Consider the following 21786-nt stretch of genomic DNA (forward strand, 5'->3'; position numbering starts at 1 on the left):
GACCGATGGGTAAGGCGAACGGTGCGATCCGGCGAGGTCGCTCGCCCGGTCGAGCCACCGCCGCGGTCGGCGTATCGATGCTCGCCGCCACCCTGATCACCGCGTGTGGAACGGACTCCGGCGACAAGATCAATATTTACTACGCGCCGGAGGACAATTTCCAGAAGGTCGTCGACAACTGCAACGCCAAGGCTGGTGGACGGTACGAGATCGTCTACAACAAGCTGCCGCGTGATGCGGACGGCCAGCGGGAGCAGATGGTGCGGCGCCTGGCCGCGGGCGACGCCGGGCTGGACATTCTGGGGCTGGACGTCACGTGGGTTCCCGAGTTCGCCGAAGCCGGGTGGATCGAGGAATGGACCGGCGAGAACAAGGCGCAGGCCGAACAGGGCGTGCTCCCGGGGCCGCTGGAAACCGCGCAGTGGAACGGAAAGTTGTACGGCGCCACCAAGAACACCAACATCCAGTTGCTCTGGTACGACGACCGGGTCACGCCGAAGCCGGCCGCGACCTGGACCGAGATGATCGAGGAGGCCAAGCGCCTCAAGGCCGAGGGCAAGCCGTACCAGGTGCTCTACACCGGTGCGCAGTTCGAGGGCCTGGTGGCGGTCTACAACTCGATCGTCGAATCGGCGGGTGGCCGGATCCTCTCCGAGGACGGCAAGTCCGTCGTCATGGACGAGGGCGCGGTCAAGGCGCTGGAGATCCTCAAGGAGGTCTCGGCCAGCGGCATCACCAACCCGTCGCTGACGAACCAGAAGGAGGACGACGTCCGGCAGTCGTTCCAGCGCGGTGAGGCCGCGTACGAACTGATCTGGCCGTTCGTGTACCCGTCGATGGCCGAGGAGGACCCCGAGCGACTGCCGCACTTCAAGTGGGCGCGCTACCCCTCGGTGGAGCCCGGCGTGCCGAGCAAGAGCACGATCGGTGGCTACGACCTGTCGGTCAGCTCGGCCTCGACGAAGAAGCCGCAGGCTTTCGAGGCCGCGCTGTGCCTGCGCAGCCCGGACAGCCAGAAGTTCTCCGCGCTCAACGACGGTGTCCCGCCGACGATCGAGTCGGTCTACACCGACGAGGTGCCGCTGGATCCGGCCAAGCCCGCGGATCCGGAGAACAACCCGAGCATGGCGACCGAGTATCCGATGAAGGAGACGATCCTGGAGGCGCTGAAGGACGCGGCCGTGCGGCCGCTGACCCCGGCGTACCAGAACCTGTCGACCGTCATGTCGAAGGTGCTCTCCCCGCCGGGGCAGATCGATCCGCAGACCACGGCCGAGGAACTGCGGCAGAAGCTCACCGATGCGCTTGACTCGAAGGGGGTGATCCCGTGACCGAGACGACCGAGCAAGTCGCGTCCGCGACGCGCAAAGCCGGCCCAGCCAAGCACAAGCCGGTGCTCAGCGAGGGCAAGAGGGCGGAACGGCGCCTGGGATTGCTGCTGTGCGCGCCCGCCGCGCTGGTGATGATCGCGGTCACCGGCTGGCCGATCATCTACTCGGTGTGGCTGTCGTTGCAGCGCTACGACCTCCGGTTCCCCGCGGAGCAGGAGTTCGTCGGGCTGGCCAACTACGTGGCCGTGCTCTCGGATTCCTACTGGTGGACGGCGTTCGGTACCACGGTGCTGCTGACGGTGGTGTCGGTCGCGATCGAGCTGGTGCTCGGTATGGGGCTGGCGCTGATCATGCACCGCACCCTCGTCGGACGTGGTCTCGTCCGCACGGTGTCGCTGATCCCGTACGGCATCGTCACGGTGGTGGCGGCGTTCTCCTGGTACTACGCCTGGACGCCGGACACGGGTTATCTGGCCAACCTGGTCGCCCCCGGCGGAGCGCCGCTGACGGAGTACGCCTCTTCCATGGCGATCATCATCCTCGCCGAGGTGTGGAAGACGACCCCGTTCATGGCGCTGCTGCTGATGGCCGGTCTCGCGCTCGTTCCCGACGACCTGCTCAAGGCGGCGTCGATGGACGGGGCGAACGGCTGGCAGCGGTTCACCAAGGTGATGATCCCGGTGATGAAGCCGGCCATCCTGGTGGCGCTGCTGTTCCGCACGCTCGACGCCTTCCGCGTCTTCGACAACATCTTCGTGCTCACCAGTGGCGCGCAGGACACGTCGTCGGTGTCGATGCAGACATACAACAACCTGATCAAGGGCCTCAACCTCGGTATCGGATCGACGATGTCCGTGCTGATCTTCATCACGGTGGCGATCATCGCGTTCATCTTCATCAAGATCTTCGGTACCGCCGCGCCCGGTAGCGATCCGGGAGGGAAACGCTGATGGCCATGGGAGGTGCGGTCACGACCGGCCGCAAAGCCAAGTGGGCGTTCATCGACGTCGTCGTGGTGATCTATGCCCTGGTCCCGGTGCTGTGGACGGTGTCGCTGTCGTTCAAGACGAAGGACACCCTCTCGGACGGCAATTTCATCCCGTCCGAGTGGACCCTGCAGAACTACGTCGACATCTTCGCGACCACGGAGTTCATCCGGGCACTGGTCAACTCGATCGGCATCGCGGTCATCGCGACGGTGATCGCCGTGGTGCTCGGGACGATGGCGGCCTACGCGATCGCCAGGCTCGACTTCCCCGGCAAGCAGTTGCTGGTCGGGGTGTCGTTGCTGATCGCGATGTTCCCGCAGGTGTCGCTGATCTCGCCGCTGTTCAACATCGAGCGTGAGCTCGGACTGTTCGATACGTGGCCGGGTCTGATCCTGCCGTACATCACGTTCGCACTGCCGCTGGCGATCTACACGCTGTCCGCGTTCTTCCGGGAGATCCCGTGGGAACTGGAGAAGGCGGCGAAGATGGACGGTGCCACCCCGGCACAGGCGTTCCGGCGGGTCATCGCCCCGCTGGCCGCCCCCGGTGTGTTCACCACCGCGATCCTGGTGTTCATCTTCTGCTGGAACGACTTCCTGTTCGCGATCTCGCTGACGTCCACCGATGCCTCGCGCACGGTGCCGGCGGCGCTGTCGTTCTTCACCGGCGCCTCGCAGTTCGAGGACCCGACCGGGACGATCTCCGCGGCGGCCGTGGTGATCACCATCCCGATCATTCTGTTCGTGTTGTTCTTCCAGCGTCGCATCGTCGCCGGGCTGACGTCCGGTGCGGTTAAGGGGTAAGGCAATGGCTGAGATCGTTCTCGACAAGGTGAGCAAGCAGTACCCCGATGGTGCGCTCGCGGTGTCCGAAGTGAACATCGAGATCGCCGACGGCGAGTTCATCATCCTGGTGGGCCCTTCGGGGTGCGGAAAGTCCACGACGCTGAACATGGTGGCGGGCCTGGAGGACATCTCCTCCGGCGAGCTGCGCATCGACGGCAAGCGGGTCAACGAGAAGGCACCGAAGGACCGGGACATCGCAATGGTGTTCCAGTCCTACGCGCTGTACCCGCACATGAGCGTCCGCGAGAACATGGCGTTCCCGTTGCGGCTGGCCAAGGTCGCCGACGCGACCGTGAAGTCCAAAGTGGATGAAGCGGCGAAGATCCTCGACCTGACCCAGCATCTCGACCGCAAGCCGGCCAACCTCTCCGGTGGCCAGCGGCAGCGGGTGGCGATGGGCCGGGCGATCGTGCGCAGCCCCAAGGCGTTCCTGATGGACGAGCCACTGTCCAATCTGGACGCCAAGCTGCGTGGGCAGATGCGTACCTCGGTGTCGAAACTGCAGAAGCAGCTCGGCACCACCACCCTGTACGTCACGCACGACCAGACCGAGGCGATGACGCTCGGCGACCGGGTCGTCGTGCTGCGGGCGGGGTACGTCCAGCAGATCGGTTCGCCGCAGTTCCTCTACGAGAACCCGGCGAACCTGTTCGTGGCGGGGTTCATCGGCTCGCCGTCGATGAACTTCGTGCCCGCCACGCTGGAAGAGGGGCAGCTCAAGAGTCCGTTCGGCGCGGTCACGCTGTCCGACCGGGTCCGCAGGCTGGTCGAGGCCTTGGGCGCCTCCCGCGAGGTCATCGCGGGGGTGCGGCCGGAGCACTTCGAGGACGCCGCGCTGCTCGACGAGGGCCAGAAGCGTGGTGGCACCACCTTCGCCGCGCACGTCGACGTCCTCGAGTCGATGGGGTCGGAGAAGTACGCCCACTTCTCCATCGAAGGCGAGCAGGTAACCTCCTCGGAACTCGACGAGCTCGCCGCGGACAGCGGTTCGGCGGACATGCCCGCCGCGGGTTCGCAGATCGTCACCCGGCTCTCCGCCGCCTCGCAGGCGCGCGAGGGAGGACAGGTCGACATCTGGTTCGACGCGGACAAGATCTCGTTGTTCGACCCGGCCTCCGGCCGGAACCTCACCTACAACGGCTGAGGTAGTCACAGGCGTGTGAAGGCCACCTCCCCGGGGCGGGGGAGGTGGCCTTCACCGTGTCCACCCCCACCCCGACTCCCGTGTCGCGCGCTCCGGCACCCCGTGTCGCGCGCTCTGGCACCTCGTGTCGTGCGGCTGGGCACCCCGTGTCGCGCGCTCTGGCACCTCGTGTCGTGCGCTCTGGCACCTCGTGTCGTGCGCTCTGGCACCTCGTGTCGGGCCGTGGGGCGGCGCCGTGTGGGGCTGTGCCGGTTCGATCCGTCGACGAGTTGCCGGATCCGGGGACCGTGGTCAGTTTGGTCAGTTCGGTCGCGCTGCCGTGCCCGCCTGCGGTGCAGGGTGTGCTCGGGCGCTCCCGCCGGGGCCGGGTGGCGCCGCGGCCTCGCGGTCGCCGTCCGCCGTGGCCGCCTCGCTCTGGCCCGGGATCCGCACGTCGTCCGCGGACGCCCCGAGTCGTGCGACCGCCTCCTGCACGGCGGCGCCGGCCGCCTCCAGTTGCTCGGCGACGATGCCCCGGTGCCGGGCCGCGAGCGTGCGCGCCTGTTCTGCATCGGCGAGCCCGCGACGTGCGTCGGCGACCAGGCCGGCGGCCAGTTCCTGTGCCGCGGCCTCCCGCTCGGTGATGACGCGCTCGGCGTCGGCGTCGAGCGCGGCCCTGCGTTCGCTCGCCTCGCGGTCGAGCCGTTCGATCTCGGCTCGCGCCGTCGCCATCAGCTCGGCGTGCTCACCGGACAGCGTCGCGCGCAGTTCGTCGTACTCCGCGCGGAGTTCCGCGCCGAGCCGCTCGTGTTCGGCGGCGCGTTCGGCGGCGTGCTCGTCCGCGTCCGCACGGACGTCCACGGCGTACTGTTCCGCGGCCGCCCTGGTGGCTTCCGCGTCCGCGACCGTCTTCTCCCGCAGCTCCGCGATCTCCTCCTCGGCGAGCTGCATCATGGTGCGGACGCGTTCGGTCATCCCGGCACTGCTCGCCGGCCCGGCCGCCATCCGGGTGAGCGCGGCCTTGGCGTCGGACAGTTCCCGCTGCGTGTAACCCAGTGCCTTAGACAGTTCCGCGACCGAGGAGGCGGACTCGTCGCGGTTCCGGGTGAGAGCGGCGATCTCGGCGGTGAGCCGGCGGTGCTGCGCGTCGACCTGGGACTGGTCGTAACCACGGAAGGTGATCCCGAAGCCGGGTGACTGGGCGGGACGGTCGGGTCTGCCGGAAGCGGCCATCCGGCAAGACTATGGCGAATCCCGCGTCGGGCCAAGGTTTTTCGCCGGGCCAGCGTCCCGGCGACGGAGCATCAGGAAACAGCGGCCGGCACGTCCCCGGCCGGTTCCTCCTGCGCCAAGAGCTGGGTGATGGCCAGTTCGCGGTACAGGTCGTCGGTCTCCACCAGCGTGGCGTGCGTACCCGCCGCGCGAACGCGGCCGTTCTCCAGCAGCACGATCTGCTCGGCCTCGGTGACGGTGGACAACCGGTGCGCGATCACCAGGACCGTGCAGTGCTCGGACGCCCGGTCGATCGCCTCGCGCAGGGCCTGCTCGTTGCGTGCGTCGAGTTGCGCGGTCGCCTCGTCGAGCAACAGCACTGTGGGCTTGCGCAGCAGGGCCCGGGCGATGGCGAGCCGTTGCCGCTCCCCGCCGGAGAGGGTGACCCCGCGTGGGCCGACCTGGGTGTCCAGCCCGAGTTCCAACCTGCCGACCAGCCCGTCCAGCCTTGTCGTGCGCAGAACCTGCTCGATGTCGTCGGGCGCCGCGGCCGGTTCGGCGTAACGGAGATTGTCGCCGATGGTGCCGTCCAGCGCGGGAGCGTCCTGCTCGACGTAGGCGATGCGCCGCCGGACCTCCGCCCTGCTGTAGGTGGCGATGTCGGTGCCGTCGACGAGGATCGTCCCGGACTCCGGTTCGTAGAACCGTTGCAGCAGCGCGAACAGTGTGCTCTTCCCCGCCCCGGACAGACCCACCACCGCGGTCTGCCTGCCCGCGGGCACCTCGAAGGACACCCCGCCCAGGGCGGGAGCACGGCCGGGGTAGGTGAATCGGACCTCGCGCAGTTCGATGCGCGGTGCGGCGACCGGGGGCGCGGCGACCGGGAGGTCCACGTCCTCCTCACGCGGCATCTCGTCCACCTCGTTGACGCGCACGGAGGCGCCGAGTCCCTGCTGTAGCAGCGTCAGTCCCGTGGTGAGTGAGGAGATCGGGCTGGACAGGTAGAAGACGTAGAGCAGGAACGCGATCAACGAGGCGATGGACAGCGCGCCGCTGGCGACCAGGAAGCCGCCGAATCCGAGCACGACGAGGAAGGTGAGCTGGACGCTGAGCCCGGACACGACACTGACCGCGGCACCGTAACGGGCTCCCGTCAGGCCGGCCTGGTAGGCGTTCTCCACGGCGGTGTCGGCGGCTTCGGTCTCCCGTGCTTCGGCACCGTTCGCCTTCACCGTGCGGATCGCTCCGAGGGTGCGTTCCAGCACCGAGCCGATCTCACCGACCGCGACCTGGGCGCGGGTCGACGCCAGCCGGATCCGCGGCAGCACGACGCGCATCACGACGGCCACCGCGATCATCACCACGGCGGTCGCCGCGAACAGTCCGAAGTGGAGCGTCGACATCAGCACGAACGATCCCGCCAGGGTCAGCGAGCCGTTGACGAGCATGATCACGCCCTCGGTGGCGGCGCTCTGCAGGACGGTGCTGTCCGAGGTGACCCGTGCGATGAGGTCACCGGGCGAGCGGTGGTCGAACTCCGATACCCGTAGCCGGATGAGCGCGAACGACAACCGCCTGCGTACCTGCCGCACGACACGCTCGGAAGTTCTTTGCTGAAGCCAGGAGTTGATACCGGTCAGCAGGGCGGCACCGAGCAGTAGTGCGGACAGCAGCAGCAACGGGCCGGTCAGGTTCTGGTCCGTGCCGAGCGTGCCCAGCACGGACTCCGCGACCAGCGGCTGCGCGAGGCCGGCGCCGCTGGCGAGCAGGGTCAGTACGAGGCTCACCAGCAGCACCGTCCGATGCGGCCGGGCGTAACCGAGCAGTGTGCGCAGTGCCCCACGGTCGAATTTGGGTGGCGTGATGTCGTCACTCGGAATTGTCATGCGAATGGCCCCACAGTCGCGTCGCGGATCACTGGTCGCGAGGTCTTTCTCGAAATGAGAAAATCACGGTCGGTCGTATTGCTACCGGAAAAGTTGCCTTCATCGGACATGGTCACTCAAGGTGTCCGGCCGGTCCGGCTATTGATTGTCAATAACTGAAATACTGCGATTCGGTTTCGTTGAATCGGACGCGAAGGCGCACAGGTCGGCGCAAATAGGGGATGATTCGCGAAAGGTGGTGATACGTATCGATCCGACAAATGACCGACCTGTGCGCCGTCTTACTCACGCACCGGTATTGGTGCAGGTCTTGCAGGTGAAGACCTGGTAAGTCGTGAGAATGTCGCAAGTGCCGACCAGGCAACACCCGGCCGCTCTTGGTGTGGCCGACTCAGACGCGGGTAGTAATTGCAAGGCCTCCACGTCGACACTCATATCGAACACCTTCTCTCAATCGGTGGGTACCTCGTTGAATTCTTCGGTGAGCACATTGTCAGGTTGTCGGTTTACGGAGGACACCCGGCGGAGCACAGAAATGTGCATTTCGGGCATGTGACTACCGACATCGCGGCGCAACACCCCGCGGGGCTTGCCGCGCCAAGAAACTCTGTTGCCGGTAATTCCTGCAAGGCGGAAATGTCGAACTCCATAGATCTTCACCTCCTCCGCGCTGGTAGCTGTCTTTGCTTTCCATCAGTTGTGGCTGAAGGTGCAACCGAAGCAAGTCATCAGTGTTGTCGGAACGGGTGCTACGGGGCAGCAATCCGCGGGACGTATCCCACCCAGCTTCGGCTCCTCCTGCGGGGGAAGCTCCTGCAACGCGCTGATATCGATCTCCATCGAGTATTCACCTCCTCTCGTACGATTCGAGTCTTCAGGCTTTGGTCGCGAGTGGTACGAGTGGGCGAGCGGGCGACACGCCACACGCGAGAAAGTCGGTGATCAGTTGGTTTACGGATCCGCCATGCTCATCGTGCTTCGGGTTGTGGCCCGCGCCGGGTATCTCCAGGTAAGTGAAGCCTGACCCTGTCCGCCGTCCTGTGCGGATCAACTCGTCACGCAGTGCCCGCGACTGCTCGACCGGGACCGTCTCGTCCTGGTCACCGTGGATCAGCAGCAGGTTGGCAGCGATTCGCGGCGCGAACCGGAGCACGTCGCGTGGCCCGATCTCGTCGTCCAACTCGGTGCAACCACCCAGACGGTCGAGTAACTGGCGCACCGATGGTGACGCGTCCAGATACAGATGTCTGCCGGAAAGGAACGGAGCGACCGCCACGCAGCGCTTCCATTGATCGGGGTCAGTGCCGACGGCAAGTAGAGCCAGATACGCCCCATAGCTGATTCCGTAGAGCAGCATCTCCGCGGCCGGTGCGGTTGTGGCGATCGTCCGGCCAAGGTGTTGCACGTCAGCTAGATCGGGACCACCCCAGGCGCCGTGGATCGCGTCACGGTGTTTGGCGCCGTAGCCGGTGCTGCCGCGCTGGTTCGGCGCAACAACCGTCAGCCCCGCGTCGGCCAAGCGTGAAAGGAGCGGGTCGAACTGTGGGCGCCACGCATCCTCCGGACCGCCGTGCAACGCGATCAGGACCCGAGTGGCGTCATTCAAGCTGGCACCGCCGTACACGAGCGCCTCGATGTTTCCGGAGGGACCACGGAAAGTCTCGGCACGCACCCGTGGTCCCGCACTGGATGCACGCGAGGGGCTGGCGGCCGGTCGGGAACTGTCGAGTGTCAGCGTCATCAGGTGTGCCGGTCGCGCCGGCGTGCAGAGCGCGAGTCGTAGTACCGCGGACCCACCGTTCAGGCCGAATTGCGCCGGCCCGGCGAGCGTGCCGAGAGGTAGTTCCAGTTCGGTGCAACAGTCATCGGTCGCGTTGTAGAGCAGGACCTTCGAGCGCACTCCATGCGACACGTGCACGGCGATGTGATCGCTCCTGGAATCCGCCGCCAGTGGTAGGACAGTCCCGTCGATCCTGTTGAGGCCTGGAGGGAAGGTCAGCTCGCCTGTCCCCGTCGTGCCCAGTCCCAGGCGGAACTCGCCCGTTTCGTCGCTCGCGACGAGGATCGTCCGTGGATGCCCCAGTTGTAGCAGTCGGTTCGCTCGCGGGAAGGGAGCGAGAAGGGGCACGACCTGTCCGGACAGGTCGGCGACAGCAGGGGTGACGTACCCGTGCTTGTCGCGCAGATTCACGCCGAACCGACCGCCCACACCGTCGAGCCAGCCGCCCCCGACCAAGACCAGGCCCGGCAGATCTGCCACGTGGCGCACGCCTGAGGTGGTCACGTGCCAGAGCGCGCCATCGTCATCCTGATGACGGGACGTGATCACCGCCAGCGTGTCCGGATCCGGCGAAGGCCACACCCGCAGGCTGCGACAGCCGATCCTGCCCAACGGCCGTTCACCGCTGCCGCCCGGTCCCAACAGCACCATTTCGATGCTCTCGTCCGGGGTCGCCTTGGCCAGCAGCACTCCTCCCGTGGCTGTCGGAACGACGAAACTGGGCGAACCATCGGTCGTGTCGACCGGGATCCGGATGCACGTCCGGTCCGGCCCGGCGAACGAGAACGATTCGACCTCGACTCGGTGAGGACCAGGCATGCACAGGCACGCCGCCGCCGAGCCGTCCGGCGCGAACGAGAAGTTGATTCGCTCGGGCACGTGACCGCGATGGAGGTCCACGATCTACCTGTCGCCGCTGCTGTCCGACGCGGGCAAGGTCAAGTCCTCAGCCATCCAGAGGCGGGTTCCGCCATGGCGTAGCCGGAGCAGGAAACTGAGCACTCCGGCGAGGCCGGTGTTGTAACCGAGGCTGACGTCGTTCAAGGTGTCGTTGGGAGCAAGTAACCGACCGTCTCGAATCATGCTCCTGGCGTAGATGCTGGCGGCAAGCTGTTCGGCCCAGTCGCGGTACCCCGGTTCATCGAGGATTGCGGCGAGATCGAGAAGAAATTCCGCGCCGCCCGTGACACCGTGGCACGCGGTCGGCGACAGCAGCCAACGTTCGTTGTGAACCGCGACGGCGCTCGCTTCGGCCAGTTCACGGTACGTGTGGTCACCGGTGGCTTGCCAGAGCCGGATCAGGAAGGTGCCGACTCCGGCCGATCCGCTGCACCACCAGGTCAACCCGACTTCGTCGTCCTCGCCCTTCTCTCCGGTCGGCCAGAGCGCAGCCTCCTTCTGCCACATCACCGACTTACTCAGCGATCTCCCTCCGGCTATTGCGAGGTCGATGTATTCGGGACAGTCGAGCGCCTGCCCTGCGGTGAGGAGAAAATTGCTGATGCCGGCTACACCGTGTGCGAAGCCGTGGTGACTGACACCGGCCATCATGGAGTTGAACTCGGCAGGAACAGGCCAGGACAACTCGTTCTGCTGCTGATCCGCGGCCTTGATCACCGCGCGGGCACACGCGTGTACGCGTTCGGCGAACTCGGGATCGCCGGTTGCTTTCCAGAGGTGCAACATGGTGGTACCCGCACCGGACATCCCATGCGTGATGTCCGGGTTGAACCAACGGTTCGGAATTCTCTTGGCGAACGCCAGTGCGCGTTCGGCGATCTCCTCGTCGTCAATGGCTTTCGCCGCGTCGTACAGAGCCCAGGCCGCACCGGAACGTCCAAAGTAGAGCCCGGGCAGGACGCGCGGCTCGCGGGGCAGCGTGCGATCGAGCCACGTGGTTGCCGTACCCAGCGCACGCCGTAGTGGCGCATCGTCCAACACCTGGGTCGCCTGATTGAGTACCGCGAGTACACCTCCCGCGCCACCCTGCACATTGCACGGGTCGGAGACCATGCCCTCGGCGACGATCGGAGGCCAAAGATGCGGCTCGTCCGGCTTCATCATCTCGACCACATGGGCCAGGCCGTCGTGCAGCATGCGGTCCTGCTCTGCGACTCCCAGCCCGGCAGCCACAGGTTGAGGCTCCTCAGTGGTCCACCGGCCCCGGGGAGCGTCCAGGTATTCCCTAGCCTGTCGCAGCGTCCATCGCTCATCGGGTTCGTGTGCGGTGAGTCCGATGATCATGGGTGCGAAATGGCGGACCGCTTCGTTCGTGCTCGACGTGGCGCGAACGATGTGGGCCAGCCGCTCGCTATAAGTGCGCCCCGGTGAGTCTTCTTCAGCCAGAACCGGATCGATTCGCGTGGTCAGGTACAGCAGGGTCGCGCCCAGGCTGTACAGATCCACGGCCTGATCGGGTGCCGGGCTGTGCCGTTCCTTTGTCATCTGTTCCGGTGCCACGTAGCCGATCGTGGCGACGTTGCGTACCTGATCGCCGGCTCGCGCCAGAAACTCGAGATCGATCAGTCGCGGTTGGTCGTCCTCTGGGACGACGATGTTGCCGGGATTGAAATCGCGAAGCACGAACCCCTGCTCGTGGGTGGCGGCGAGAAGATCGATCAGAGATCGTGCCATGGGTTCTGCCGCCGCCGCGGAGATCTCGCCTCCGGTCTCCTTGAGCCTCGCCTCACACCAGTGTCGCAGCGTGTTCCCGGTGAACTCCTCTTCGGCCAGGAATTGGTCGCCCTGGTAGTCGAACAGCATGACCTTGCGCGGCGTGAAGCCGAGGGGGTACAGCTCATCGAGCATTTTTGCCTCGTGCCGCATCCACTCTCGCGAGTCGTTTCCGGTGATGTCGGCACCCGTATGCGGGCGAGCTTGCTTGATGATTACATTCTCGCCGGTCTCGGTGTCCAGCGCACGATAGACGCCACCCCGGTAGGAGTGACGAATTGCCTCTCGTACCACGAAGCGATCGGCAAGTTTGACTTGCTTACTCTGTGTGGATTCGTCTTTCCTTTTCGGTGTATCCTTTAGCGGTGACGGCGCCCATGTCGGAGGGCTGAACCACGCGTTTCGTTCGTCCGTGATGAACGTGCCGTCGGGTGCGACCAACATTCGCTGGTAGCTGCCTTCGGTGTTGAGTACCTCGATGGATGAAAAACCGCCGTAACGGTAATGTACCAAACTGCCGGCACGGTATGGCTTGTCCGAAAGGATGCCGGGGCCAGCCAATCCGCACGTTGCCTCATGCAGGTCGTCGATTACTTCCCGGAAATGATCATCGTGGTTCGGGTACGCGGTGATGAACTTGCCGCCGGAGCCGCGATCAGCCCGTGAGGAGACCAGATCTTCGATCTGTTTGATTCCCTTGGCGTACTTGAACGCGCATCGGTGGCGAATCAGCACCCTGGCCGCTCGTTCAAGCACGTCAGGTGCCGATACCGGGGTCGCTGAGACGTGCAGCTTCCATCCCTGGTTGCGATTGAGGTACCCAGGTGGATGAAGAAAGCACCAGAAATCCTCCGGTGTGACCGACCAGACCTCGTGCTCGGCATGTTTGTCCAATGCCATGTTCACGGTATTGCGCAGTTGATTCTCGTGGTCGTGGTCATGGTCCGCATGGAGTCCCGATTGAAACGGGTTTCCGTTATCACTCACAGGAAGTACCGCCGCTCAAGAGGATAGTTGAACGTATCGTGCCGTTGAGTTTGTCAGCCGAGTGACAGTAGGCGCGCGCTCGATGGATCGACACTTCTGTCGATTGGGAATGCCTCTCACCCCAGCTCATCACTCGAAAAAACCGTGTCATCGGCATCCCGGATCGTTAATGATCAACGACTGTGTCGTGATGTCGGTGTGATGATTACCTGACTGTAGTCCGCATTGTCGCCCTCTGGCAATTGCTCAGGTCCTGGCCATTCATCGTTAAGTCGTCTGAATTTCACCGCGCTGGAAGCCCTCGGGCCGGACGGTCCGATTTGCGCGATTTGCCAGATCTGGCATCGTAGAGTAGGCGTTTCCGGGGACTGGTACAGGGAAATCTTTCCGCGTTGATCATTTGCTCACGCGATGGGCTCTGCTCAACTGGGCGTGAAATAGTTGGCTGTGTGCTTTCACGAAGATCAATTCCGGACCCAGGGGTCCCACGTGATCGCGTACGTCCTCGGGCGCGCCGGCGTGTTCTCTTGAATCGGACATTGTCCACGTTACCGACAAAGCTCGACCTCCTGGGTGCGCTCATTGGCCCGGAAACTCGACGCACCTCGGTGCACACGTGGTAGCCCGGGCGCGAATGGCCAACAGGACGACCGCCGATGCGGGCGAGGCCGGCACGGTCACGCCACCATTTCTAGAGTCTGTGTCGATGATCGCCTGAACGGACGCGGGCCCGCCCGGCGTCGTCCGCGGACCGTCGAGGGTGGGCTCCACGGTGCCTTCCCCACGCGGCCAGGAGCACGCCCGGCAGCTCGCGTCGGGAGAGGTACGGCCCGCAGGGTGTGCCGATGCCCGCGGCACCCGCTGTCGCTGCCGGCTCGCGGAGTTCCTGTTGACTACCTCGGCATGCCCAGGCGCATATCTGGTCGTCCCCGGCCCATTCTGTTCGGTCAGCTTCGCGCTGGACCCGGCCCGGCCAACTTCGGGGCGCGCTCGGGCCGGATGTCGAATTCGAGCACCCGTCGTGGCGCGCGCCGATGACCGGCCCGGCGCAGGCGGCCGAGCACAGGAGCCTCGTTGACCGGCTTCCGGCCGGACGCCATGGTCGACGGCCAGCTCAGAGGAGTTCGGAGACCTCGCGGGCGGCCAGGCGAAGGCCCTCGAACGCGGCGTCCGTCGACTGCGGGTGCTGTGCGTGCACGGCGATCCGGAACAACAGCGCGCGCAAGAGCAACTGCGGCCACTCCGGCAGGTGCGCCCAGCGCCGCAGCAGTTCCGGATCGGCATCGCCCCAGGCGACAGCGTCCACGGCGACGATCGCCGCGCCCCATTCGGCGGGCCGGAAGTACGGGCTGAAGTCGACGATCCCCGGTGCGGCATCGCCGTCGAAGAGCACCCGGCCGAGCAGGTCGCCGTGCACGAGCTGGTCGGGCAGCGTCAGCTCCCGGCGGGCGCCTGCCAGCACCTCGAACAGCCGGCCACCACCGGCCTCGGTCAGATCGGCGTCCTGTTCCTCCCAGGCCATCCGGTCGGCGCGGGCGTAGATGTCGGTGCGGGCGCCCAGGAAGTCCGGGCGCGGGAGGTCCACGGTGGCCTGATGCAGCTTGATCGCGGCCAGCATCACGGAGTCCACCCGGTACTCCGGCCGGCCGCTGACGTGCCGGTACGCCGACCAGCCCGCCAGCACGTACCGGCCGTCGGTGGAGCGCAGCGGCTTGCCGATGCGCAGATCCGGGACGTCGATGTGCTGGAGGGTGCGGGAGAGCCACATGGTGTACGTGCGGTCGGTGACCGGGCGGAGCACGGTGCCGCCGGCGAGCCAGCCCGATCCGTCGGGCAGGGGCTCGGCGTCGGCGGCCCGGGCACCGAACGCGGCGCACACGTGCGCTGGGGGCGGCTGCCGGTCTGCGGTCACGCGCGTGACCGTATCGCGCCACGGTCCGTGTCCGGGGTCCGCCCGGCCGGTCACGGCAGTGTCATTGCTGCTTTTGGCGGGCAAGCAGTGCGGCGCCCGTCACCCGGACGGACGCCGCACCGGCGGTGGAACGTCTGGCTCAGTACGTCGGCAGGCTCGTGTCGACCTGGTTCGCCCAGGCGAGCACGCCACCGCCGAGATGGGTCGCGTCGGCGAAGCCGGCCTTGTGCAGGGCGGCGAGCGCGTCCGCGGAACGGGCACCGGACTTGCAGTGCAGCACGATCGGCTTGTCCTGCGGCAGCTCGGCCAGCGCCTCACCGGAGAGGATGCGGTCCTTCGGGATCAGCTTGGCGCCCTTGATGTTGACGATCTCGTACTCGTGCGGCTCGCGGACGTCGATCAGCTCGAAGTTGTCGCCGTTGTCGAACTTGGCCTTCAACTCGGCGGCGGTGATCGTGTGCCCCGAGGCCGCCTGCTGCGCCTCGTCGGACACCACGCCGCAGAACGCCTCGTAGTCGATCAGCTCGGTGATCTTCGGCGTCTCCGGGTCCTTGCGGACCTTCACCTCGCGGTAGCGCATCTCCAGCGCGTCGTAGCTGATCAGCCTGCCGAGCAGCGGCTCACCGATACCGGTGATCAGCTTGATCGCCTCGTTCACCATGATCGAGCCGATGGACGCGCACAACACGCCCAGCACGCCACCCTCGGCGCACGAGGGCACCATCCCGGGCGGTGGCGGCTCGGGGTAGAGGTCGCGGTAGTTCAGGCCCTTGCCGTTCGGCGCGTCCTCCCAGAAGACGCTGGCCTGCCCCTCGAAGCGGAAGATCGAACCCCACACGTACGGCTTGCCCAGCAGCACCGCCGCGTCGTTGACGAGGTAGCGGGTGGCGAAGTTGTCCGTACCGTCCAGGATCAGGTCGTAGCCCTCGAAGATGCCCAGCGCGTTCGAGCTCTCCAGCCGCTCGGTGTGCAGGTGCACCTTGACGAAGGGGTTCACCTCGGCGATCGACTCCTGCGCGGAGGCCGCCTTGAGCTTGCCGACGTCCGATTGGCCGTGAATGACCTGGCGGTGCAGGTTCGACTCGTCGACCTCGTCGAAGTCCACGATGCCGAGCGTGCCCACGCCGGCGGCGGCCAGGTAGAGCAGCGCCGGGCTGCCCAGCCCGCCCGCGCCGATGACCAGGACCTTGGCGTTCTTCAGTCGCTTCTGCCCGATCATCCCGACATCCGGGATGATCAGGTGCCTGCTGTAGCGGGCGACCTCGTCCTTGGTGAGTTCGGCGGCCGGTTCCACCAGCGGCGGCAGAGCCGTCTCCCGCGTGTCTGACATCAGAGGTCCTCCATCTCGCGACCATGCATCTCACGACCGTGACATCGTCTCGTCCGGGTACAACGCGGCCGGGCCCCAGTCTCTTCCGAGCGGGCGGCTCGCGCGCCCGTGCCCACATGGTGGAACCCGAACTCCGGCGCCGGCCGTTCTAGCTCGACGGGTTGGGCCAGGCGTTCGGTTTGCAGATGACGCCGTCGGTCGGGACCGCGTCCTTGTTGTACTCGTCGACCTGGTTGAGTTGCGCGACGTAGTCGTTGGACACCCCGAACGTCTGCTGCATCATCACCGGCGCCAGTCCGTCCGGCGCGTCGCAACCCTTGTGCTGGTTGCCGAGGGCGTGGCCCACCTCGTGGTTGATCGCGTACTGCCGGTAGCTCGTCATGTCCGAGGAGAACGCCTTCGCCCCGCGCACCCAGCGGGCCAGGTTGATGACGACCCGCTTGTCCGGATTGCGCTTGTAGCAGGACGACTCGTAGGGGATCGAGAACCCGCACATGTCCGGCCGGTGCGTGGTGTCCGGGGAGGTGAGGCTGACCTTGAAGTCGGGTTCCTCGCCCGCGCCGACGCGCCGCAGCGACACCTCGCCGGAGCCGGTCCAGCTCCGCGGGTCGGACAGGGTGCCCTCGACGGCGGTGGCGAACGAGTCGTCGCCGGTGTAGCTCGCGGCGTCCAGGCCGTCCTCGACCTCGACGGTGTACGTCAGCACCTCGCCCACCGTGCCCGCCTGCTCGCCGCCCCCGTCGACGACGTGCCAGCTCCCGGCGCCCGCCTGGGTGTATTCGCCGCCCTCGGGCAGCTCGGCGGTGGGGATGTTCACCGCGACCGGAGCGGCCGGGTTCTCGGTGGCGATCGCGGCGGGAGCCTCCTCGGAGGTCCCGGTGGTCTTCTCCTCGGGCTGCGCGCCGGAACCCATGCCGTTGTCGACGACGACCAGCACGGTCAGCACCATCAGCACCGGAAGGGCGTACACCCGCCAGCCGTACTTGCTGATCAGCCGGGAGGCCTTCGACGGGTTCGCCGGCGTCTCGTCCTCGTCCTCGTCGTCCGGGGGGAGCGGCGGCGGCGGGGACCCGGCGGCCTCGGGACGCCAGGACGCTCGCAACGGCTCGCCGCCGGTGCGCCTGCGTCCGGGGGAGTAACGCTCGTCGGACGGTCTCGGTTCACCCGCGCGGCGGACGGAACCACGCGGTACGCGGGATGTTCGGCCAGGGGATCCGGGTACGCCGGACTCGGCCGGCTGCGATTGCGCCGACCTGCGTGGCAACGGCGAGTCAGAGTCTCGCGTCGTGTTGCCACGTGCTCCGTGCGTCACGCGGTCCACAGGACCAGGGTGCCACATCCGGGCCCGGCGTCCCTGGTCGACCGGCGCCACCTGACCGGGTTCACTCGCCCAGGTGGAGTTGCCGAAGACCACCCTGACGGGTCACCAGCGGTCCCGCTCGACGGCCTCCCACATGCCCAGGACCGCCTTCGCCACGGTGACCGGACGTTCCATCTGGGCGGTGTGCCCGGTCCGTGGCAACACCAGCAGCCTGCCCCTCGGCAGCAACCGCGCGGTCCGCATCGCGCGCCGGACGGTGATGATCCGGTCCTGCGTTCCCCAGACGACCAGCGTGGGCGCGCGCACCTTCGGCGCGGCTGCCCACAGCGAACGCTCGCCGCGCACCAGCCACGTCCGCAGGATGCCGAACGTGCTGCGGGACAGCGCCGGCGCCGCCCAGCGGAACGCCGCGCGTTCGGCGTGTTCGGCGGCGAGTTCGTCGAGCCGGTGCTCCGGGAACGCCTCGGGGTCGGCATAACACAGGTCGATCACCTGCCGGGCGCGCTCGCGCGGGCCCTGCGCGGCGAGCCTGCGCCGGACGCCCCTGCCGACCACCGGCAGGTAGGCCAGCGCCATCAGCGGGTCGGACAGCCTGCGCGGGTCCGGCCGCAGGTCCGGCATGGCGGGCGAGATCAGTGTCAGCGTGCGCACCAGCTCGGGCCTGCGGGCGGCGAGCAGCAGGGAGATCGCGCCACCCATCGAGTTCCCGAGCAGATGGACCGGGCCGGCGCCGAGGCCCTCGACGAAGGTGGCCAATACCTCCGCATGCGCGTCGAGGCTGAACGCGAAGTCGCTGGCAGGCTCGGAGAAGCCGAAACCGGGCAGGTCGGGCGCGACGCCGGAGGCGAAGGGGGCGAGCTGCGCGGCGAGGTCGGTCCAGTTCGTCGAGGAGCCGCCGAGACCGTGCACGTAGACGGCCTGCGCGCCGTCCGCGCCCGGGGTCCGGCGGATGTGCAGCGACAGTCCCTCCACTTCCGCCCGTTCCCCATCGAACGGGGGGATGGTCATGTCCAGCGCGGGCAACGGGGTCGCGCTCATCGGGACGTGGGTCAGCGGGGACCGGTGGCCGGACGCTTCCGGTACGGCCGAACGTGAATCAGTCACCAGCTCAGCATGCCTGATGACACGCGCTTTTGGCGTAACCCGTCTACCGGCGAGTAATGTCTCGGCAGTCTCGTCCGGTGGTAACCCCACCGTGCGGGCGCCCGGAGTTCGTTACCTGATCGGGCGTAGATCGACAGTGGAGGCAGCATGACAGAAGCGGCGCGACTCGACTCCCGCGGCGACGGCGGTGGGCAGCCCGCGCAGGTCGGCCGGGGGGTGCGCTTGCCACGTAACGAACGCCGCGCCCAGTTGCTGGCGGCGGCGCAGAAGGTGTTCGCGGCGAACGGCTACCACGCGGCCGCCATGGACGAGATCGCCGAGCAGGCCGGGGTCAGCAAACCCGTTCTGTACCAGCACTTCCCCGGCAAACTGGATCTCTACATCGCCCTGCTGGAAAGCCACGTCGACCATCTGGTCGGCCGGGTCCAGGAGGCGCTCGCCTCGACCACCGACAACAAACTGCGCGTGCAGGCCGCCGTCGGCGCGTTCTTCGACTTCGTCAGCAGCGACGCCGGGGCGTTCCGGATGGTGTTCGAGTCGGATCTTCGCGGCGAGCCCGCCGTCCAGGACGCCGTCGACCGGGCCACTTCCGCCAGTGTCGACGCGATCACCGAGACGATCACCGCGGACGCCGGGCTGGCCGAGGACAAGGCGCGCCTGCTCGCCGTCGGCCTGGTCGGGCTGAGTCAGGTCAGTGCCCGGTTCTGGCTGGCACACCACAGTTCGATGAGCCGCGAGGAGGCCGTGGCGCTGACCTCGACGCTGGCCTGGCGCGGCATCGGCGCCGGGTTCCCGCTCCAGCAGCACTGATCAGGTGCCGGCCCGCTCAGCGCGACGGGACGGCAGGAGCGCAGGGCTCAGTACCCGGGCGGCGGCGGGTACTGACCCTGCTGGTACTGGCCCTGCTGGTGCTGGTCCCGCTGGTGCTGGCCCTGCTGGTGCTGGCCCTGCTGGTGCTGGCCCTGCTGGTGCTGGTCCCGCTGGTGCTGGCCCTGCTGGTGCTGGCCCTGCTGGTGCTGGTCCCGCTGGTGCTGGCCCTGCTGGTGCTGGCCCTGCCGGTATTGGCCCTGCTGGTATTGGCCGGGGGAGTACTGACCGGGCGGGTACTGGCCCTGCTGGTAGGCCTGCTGGGGTCCGGACTGCTCGGCCAGCCTCGCCCGTTTGCGCCGGGACATCCGGCGGACGAGGAAGACGATCCCCGCGACGATGGCGGCGAGGACGGCCAGACGGCCGACGAGGACTCCGGACGCCCTCGCCGCGTCCGCGAGCACCGTTGTCGCACTGAGCTGGAACATGGCTCTCTCCTGGGAAGCGGCGCCGTTCACCCGGCGACGGGTCTGCACGGTATCGCTTACCGGACGGCGGGACCGGTGGTTTCGCCGAAAATCCGGCCTGCCCGCTCAGCGCGGCGGGACGGGCTCCCCGGCGAGCCTGCACAGCCGCGTGACGACGGTGGAGGTCCGCTCGTAGGTGAGTTCGTGTCCGGCGTCGGGCAGTAGCACGAACTCGGCGTCCGGCAGCTCCGTGGCGATGACGCGGGCGTGCTGGACCGGGGTGATCCGGTCCCGCTCGCCGACCAGCACCACCACCGGGATCCGGCGCAACCGGGCCAGCGCGACGCGGCGGTCGTGGGCGCTCATCGAGTCGCGGAATCCGGCGACGCTGGTCGGGTGCGCGCGCAGGAACTGTCCGGTCATCGCCCGCACGTCGGCGCGGGCAGGCCTGCGCCCGAAGGCCAGCCACTTCACGAACGGACGCGCGATTCCCGGCCGCAGCGGGATCGTGTCCCGGCCGAGCCCGGCCAGCCCCCGGCCGAGCGCCCTGTCCACTGTGGACACGAAGCGGGCGGTCGACGGTGGCAGGCCGAGGCTCAGTTTGTCCATGTTGTCGCAGGAGGTGGCCACGAACGCCACTCCCGCCACCCGGTCGGCGACCAGTTCGGGATGCCGTTCGGCGAGGGCCATCAGCGTCATGCCGCCCATCGAATGGCCTGCCAGCACCAGGTCGCCGTGCGGGGCGCGGGCGCCGATCAGCTCGGCGAGGTCGTCGGCGAGCTGGGCGACGGTCGCCGTGCCCTCGGTGGCGGGCCCGCTGCCGCCGTGCCCCCGGTGGTCGTAGCTGATCACCCGCAGCGAACTGGGCAGCGCATCGACGACCGGGTCCCATTCGGTGTGGTCCTGGGTCCAGCCGTGCGTGAGGACCAGCGTGGTGTCCGCGTCGGCCGGTCCGTTGATCCGGACGTGCAGCGGGGTTCCGTCGGTGGTGTGGAAGCGGTGTGCGGCCGAGGGATCCCACGGGGCCACCGGACGGTGGCGCACCCCCCTCGCGCGCGCCACCGCCGGGCGACTGGTGGCCGTCATGCGCGCGGCCTCACTTCGCCGGAAGCAGGCCGGACTTGCGCCACCAGTACATTCCCGGAGCGCCGATCAGGCCGGCCTCGTCCAGGAACGCCATGATGCGCTCGCCCGCGTACCGCACCGTCTCCTGCCAGTGCGGGTTGGCGAGCGCGGCCCGGTAGCCGTCCCGTGGCCGGATGCCGACCGCCTTGTAGACGGCCGGGTTGATCAGGCTGCGGACCACGTGGAACGACACGAGCGCGATCAGGAACTGCTGGTACGCCAGCTCCGGCCTGCTCAGCCGCTTCATGCCCTCGGTGACGCTCTCCCGCGCGAAGGTGACGTGGCGGGCCTCCTCCAGCACGTGGATCCGGTTGACCATGCGCACCAGCGGCTGGATCTCCGGGTCGTTCATCTGCTCGCGCTGCAGCCGGTCGAGTACCTCCTCGGCGACGAGGATCGAACCGTAGAGCGCGGGGCCGTAGCCGATCGTCGGCAGGATCTTGCCGAGCTGCCTGCGGGACTTGACCGGACCGTAGGCGGGAACCTCGAGACGCGAGCACATGCGGGCGAACATCGTGGAGTGCCTGCACTCGTCGGCGACCTCGGTGAGCGCGTACTGCGCGTGGGCGGTCGTCGGATCGATCCGGTAGACCTCCTTGAGCAGCATCTGCATCAGCAGCACCTCGAACCAGAGCCCATTGCTGGCGACGCTGGCGATCTCGTGCTTGCCGAGTTCGATGCGCTGTTCGGGGCTGAGTCCGTCCCACAGCTCGGTGCCGTAGAGGGAGGAGCGGATCTCCGGGATGAAGCGCTTCCCGTCGACCAGTGGCGCGTCCCAGTCGATGTCGACGTCGGGATCGTAGAACTTGTTCGCCGACGACTTGAGCAGCCGCTGGGCGGTCTTCTCACGATCGGCGGGCGTGCCGAGGGTCCGCGTCATTGCCGGAACCGCCT

Annotated in this window: 19 protein-coding genes; 5 read left to right on the top strand and 14 right to left on the bottom strand. The window is 67.4% G+C overall.

Features of this window, described 5'->3' with window-relative positions:
• Window positions 1–5 precede the first annotated feature (5 nt).
• From CFN78_RS02945 to CFN78_RS02960, 4 genes are read left to right on the top strand one after another with little or no spacing between them, the layout of a single operon-like run.
• Entirely contained in the window at window positions 6–1331 is a 1326-nt protein-coding gene (locus CFN78_RS02945) for an ABC transporter substrate-binding protein (RefSeq protein WP_094860916.1), read from the top strand.
• On the top strand, window positions 1328–2281 hold the full coding sequence (locus tag CFN78_RS02950) for a carbohydrate ABC transporter permease (RefSeq protein ID WP_094860917.1): 954 nt from the start codon (window positions 1328–1330) through the stop codon (window positions 2279–2281). Before CFN78_RS02945 ends, CFN78_RS02950 begins: the two co-directional genes overlap by 4 nt.
• On the top strand, window positions 2281–3123 hold the full coding sequence (locus CFN78_RS02955; protein ID WP_094860918.1) for a carbohydrate ABC transporter permease: 843 nt from the start codon (window positions 2281–2283) through the stop codon (window positions 3121–3123). The genes CFN78_RS02950 and CFN78_RS02955 overlap by 1 nt, the downstream gene beginning before the upstream one ends.
• Window positions 3124–3127: 4 nt before the next feature.
• Complete coding sequence (locus CFN78_RS02960; protein WP_094860919.1) at window positions 3128–4309, top strand: ABC transporter ATP-binding protein; 1182 nt, start codon at window positions 3128–3130, stop codon at window positions 4307–4309.
• 300 nt (window positions 4310–4609) lie between these two features.
• On the opposite strand, the gene CFN78_RS02965 is transcribed toward CFN78_RS02960, so the two are convergent.
• The 11 genes from CFN78_RS02965 to CFN78_RS03000 all read right to left on the bottom strand — a co-directional run bounded on the left by CFN78_RS02965 (window position 4610) and on the right by CFN78_RS03000 (window position 18427).
• The gene (locus tag CFN78_RS02965; protein ID WP_205660401.1) at window positions 4610–5521 is read right to left on the bottom strand and encodes a coiled-coil domain-containing protein; all 912 of its coding nucleotides are present in this window, start codon (window positions 5519–5521) and stop codon (window positions 4610–4612) included.
• A gap of 71 nt (window positions 5522–5592) precedes the next feature.
• A complete protein-coding gene (locus CFN78_RS02970; RefSeq protein WP_094860920.1) occupies window positions 5593–7386 on the bottom strand; it encodes an ABC transporter ATP-binding protein in 1794 nt (597 codons plus the stop codon).
• Between the two features lie 285 nt (window positions 7387–7671).
• Window positions 7672–7821: an ALQxL family class IV lanthipeptide gene (locus CFN78_RS30265; RefSeq protein WP_205660402.1), complete on the bottom strand. Its 150-nt coding sequence runs from the start codon at window positions 7819–7821 to the stop codon at window positions 7672–7674.
• Between the two features lie 71 nt (window positions 7822–7892).
• Window positions 7893–8036, bottom strand: a complete 144-nt coding sequence (locus CFN78_RS30270; protein ID WP_205660403.1) for an ALQxL family class IV lanthipeptide — start codon at window positions 8034–8036, stop codon at window positions 7893–7895.
• 43 nt (window positions 8037–8079) lie between these two features.
• A complete protein-coding gene (locus CFN78_RS30275; RefSeq protein WP_205660404.1) occupies window positions 8080–8226 on the bottom strand; it encodes an ALQxL family class IV lanthipeptide in 147 nt (48 codons plus the stop codon).
• 34 nt (window positions 8227–8260) lie between these two features.
• On the bottom strand, window positions 8261–10045 hold the full coding sequence (locus tag CFN78_RS02975; RefSeq protein WP_133116279.1) for an alpha/beta hydrolase family protein: 1785 nt from the start codon (window positions 10043–10045) through the stop codon (window positions 8261–8263).
• Window positions 10046–10069: 24 nt separating this feature from the next.
• The gene (gene lanL / locus CFN78_RS02980) at window positions 10070–12826 is read right to left on the bottom strand and encodes a class IV lanthionine synthetase LanL (protein ID WP_133116280.1); all 2757 of its coding nucleotides are present in this window, start codon (window positions 12824–12826) and stop codon (window positions 10070–10072) included.
• A gap of 1114 nt (window positions 12827–13940) precedes the next feature.
• On the bottom strand, window positions 13941–14738 hold the full coding sequence (locus tag CFN78_RS02985; protein WP_094860923.1) for a TIGR02569 family protein: 798 nt from the start codon (window positions 14736–14738) through the stop codon (window positions 13941–13943).
• A gap of 139 nt (window positions 14739–14877) precedes the next feature.
• Window positions 14878–16068, bottom strand: a complete 1191-nt coding sequence (moeZ, locus tag CFN78_RS02990) for an adenylyltransferase/sulfurtransferase MoeZ (protein ID WP_094860924.1) — start codon at window positions 16066–16068, stop codon at window positions 14878–14880.
• 148 nt (window positions 16069–16216) lie between these two features.
• Window positions 16217–17170, bottom strand: a complete 954-nt coding sequence (locus tag CFN78_RS02995) for a DUF3152 domain-containing protein (protein WP_240519226.1) — start codon at window positions 17168–17170, stop codon at window positions 16217–16219.
• Window positions 17171–17491: 321 nt separating this feature from the next.
• The gene (locus CFN78_RS03000; RefSeq protein ID WP_094860925.1) at window positions 17492–18427 is read right to left on the bottom strand and encodes an alpha/beta fold hydrolase; all 936 of its coding nucleotides are present in this window, start codon (window positions 18425–18427) and stop codon (window positions 17492–17494) included.
• A 213-nt stretch (window positions 18428–18640) separates the two neighbouring features.
• Here CFN78_RS03000 and CFN78_RS03005 point away from each other — a divergent pair, with 213 nt between their 5' ends.
• Entirely contained in the window at window positions 18641–19303 is a 663-nt protein-coding gene (locus CFN78_RS03005) for a TetR/AcrR family transcriptional regulator (RefSeq protein WP_165777416.1), read from the top strand.
• Between the two features lie 47 nt (window positions 19304–19350).
• On the opposite strand, the gene CFN78_RS03010 is transcribed toward CFN78_RS03005, so the two are convergent.
• From CFN78_RS03010 to CFN78_RS03020, 3 genes are all read right to left on the bottom strand, one after another.
• The gene (locus tag CFN78_RS03010; protein ID WP_094860926.1) at window positions 19351–19788 is read right to left on the bottom strand and encodes a hypothetical protein; all 438 of its coding nucleotides are present in this window, start codon (window positions 19786–19788) and stop codon (window positions 19351–19353) included.
• A gap of 105 nt (window positions 19789–19893) precedes the next feature.
• Window positions 19894–20853 carry an alpha/beta fold hydrolase gene (locus CFN78_RS03015; RefSeq protein WP_094860927.1) on the bottom strand — a complete coding sequence of 320 codons (960 nt, stop codon included), beginning with the start codon at window positions 20851–20853 and terminating at the stop codon, window positions 19894–19896.
• Between the two features lie 10 nt (window positions 20854–20863).
• Window positions 20864–21772: an AurF N-oxygenase family protein gene (locus tag CFN78_RS03020; RefSeq protein ID WP_094860928.1), complete on the bottom strand. Its 909-nt coding sequence runs from the start codon at window positions 21770–21772 to the stop codon at window positions 20864–20866.
• Window positions 21773–21786 lie beyond the last annotated feature (14 nt).

Origin of the sequence: Amycolatopsis antarctica (assembly GCF_002262875.1) — a bacterium.
Classification (GTDB): Bacteria; Actinomycetota; Actinomycetes; order Mycobacteriales; family Pseudonocardiaceae; genus Amycolatopsis; species Amycolatopsis antarctica.

Bases quoted from the DNA above. Each gene is read 5' to 3' on its own strand.
- CFN78_RS03015 (WP_094860927.1), bottom strand. From the start codon at position 20,853: ATGACGGCCACCAGTCGCCCGGCGGTGGCGCGCGCGAGGGGGGTGCGC.
- CFN78_RS03000 (WP_094860925.1), bottom strand. From the start codon at position 18,427: ATGAGCGCGACCCCGTTGCCCGCGCTGGACATGACCATCCCCCCGTTC.
- CFN78_RS30275 (WP_205660404.1), bottom strand. From the start codon at position 8,226: ATGGAGATCGATATCAGCGCGTTGCAGGAGCTTCCCCCGCAGGAGGAG.
- CFN78_RS03010 (WP_094860926.1), bottom strand. From the start codon at position 19,788: ATGTTCCAGCTCAGTGCGACAACGGTGCTCGCGGACGCGGCGAGGGCG.
- CFN78_RS03005 (WP_165777416.1), top strand. From the start codon at position 18,641: ATGACAGAAGCGGCGCGACTCGACTCCCGCGGCGACGGCGGTGGGCAG.
- CFN78_RS03020 (WP_094860928.1), bottom strand. From the start codon at position 21,772: ATGACGCGGACCCTCGGCACGCCCGCCGATCGTGAGAAGACCGCCCAG.
- CFN78_RS02955 (WP_094860918.1), top strand. From the start codon at position 2,281: ATGGCCATGGGAGGTGCGGTCACGACCGGCCGCAAAGCCAAGTGGGCG.
- CFN78_RS02945 (WP_094860916.1), top strand. From the start codon at position 6: ATGGGTAAGGCGAACGGTGCGATCCGGCGAGGTCGCTCGCCCGGTCGA.
- CFN78_RS02970 (WP_094860920.1), bottom strand. From the start codon at position 7,386: ATGACAATTCCGAGTGACGACATCACGCCACCCAAATTCGACCGTGGG.
- CFN78_RS30270 (WP_205660403.1), bottom strand. From the start codon at position 8,036: ATGGAGTTCGACATTTCCGCCTTGCAGGAATTACCGGCAACAGAGTTT.
- CFN78_RS02960 (WP_094860919.1), top strand. From the start codon at position 3,128: ATGGCTGAGATCGTTCTCGACAAGGTGAGCAAGCAGTACCCCGATGGT.
- moeZ (WP_094860924.1), bottom strand. From the start codon at position 16,068: ATGTCAGACACGCGGGAGACGGCTCTGCCGCCGCTGGTGGAACCGGCC.
- CFN78_RS02965 (WP_205660401.1), bottom strand. From the start codon at position 5,521: ATGGCCGCTTCCGGCAGACCCGACCGTCCCGCCCAGTCACCCGGCTTC.
- CFN78_RS30265 (WP_205660402.1), bottom strand. From the start codon at position 7,821: ATGAGTGTCGACGTGGAGGCCTTGCAATTACTACCCGCGTCTGAGTCG.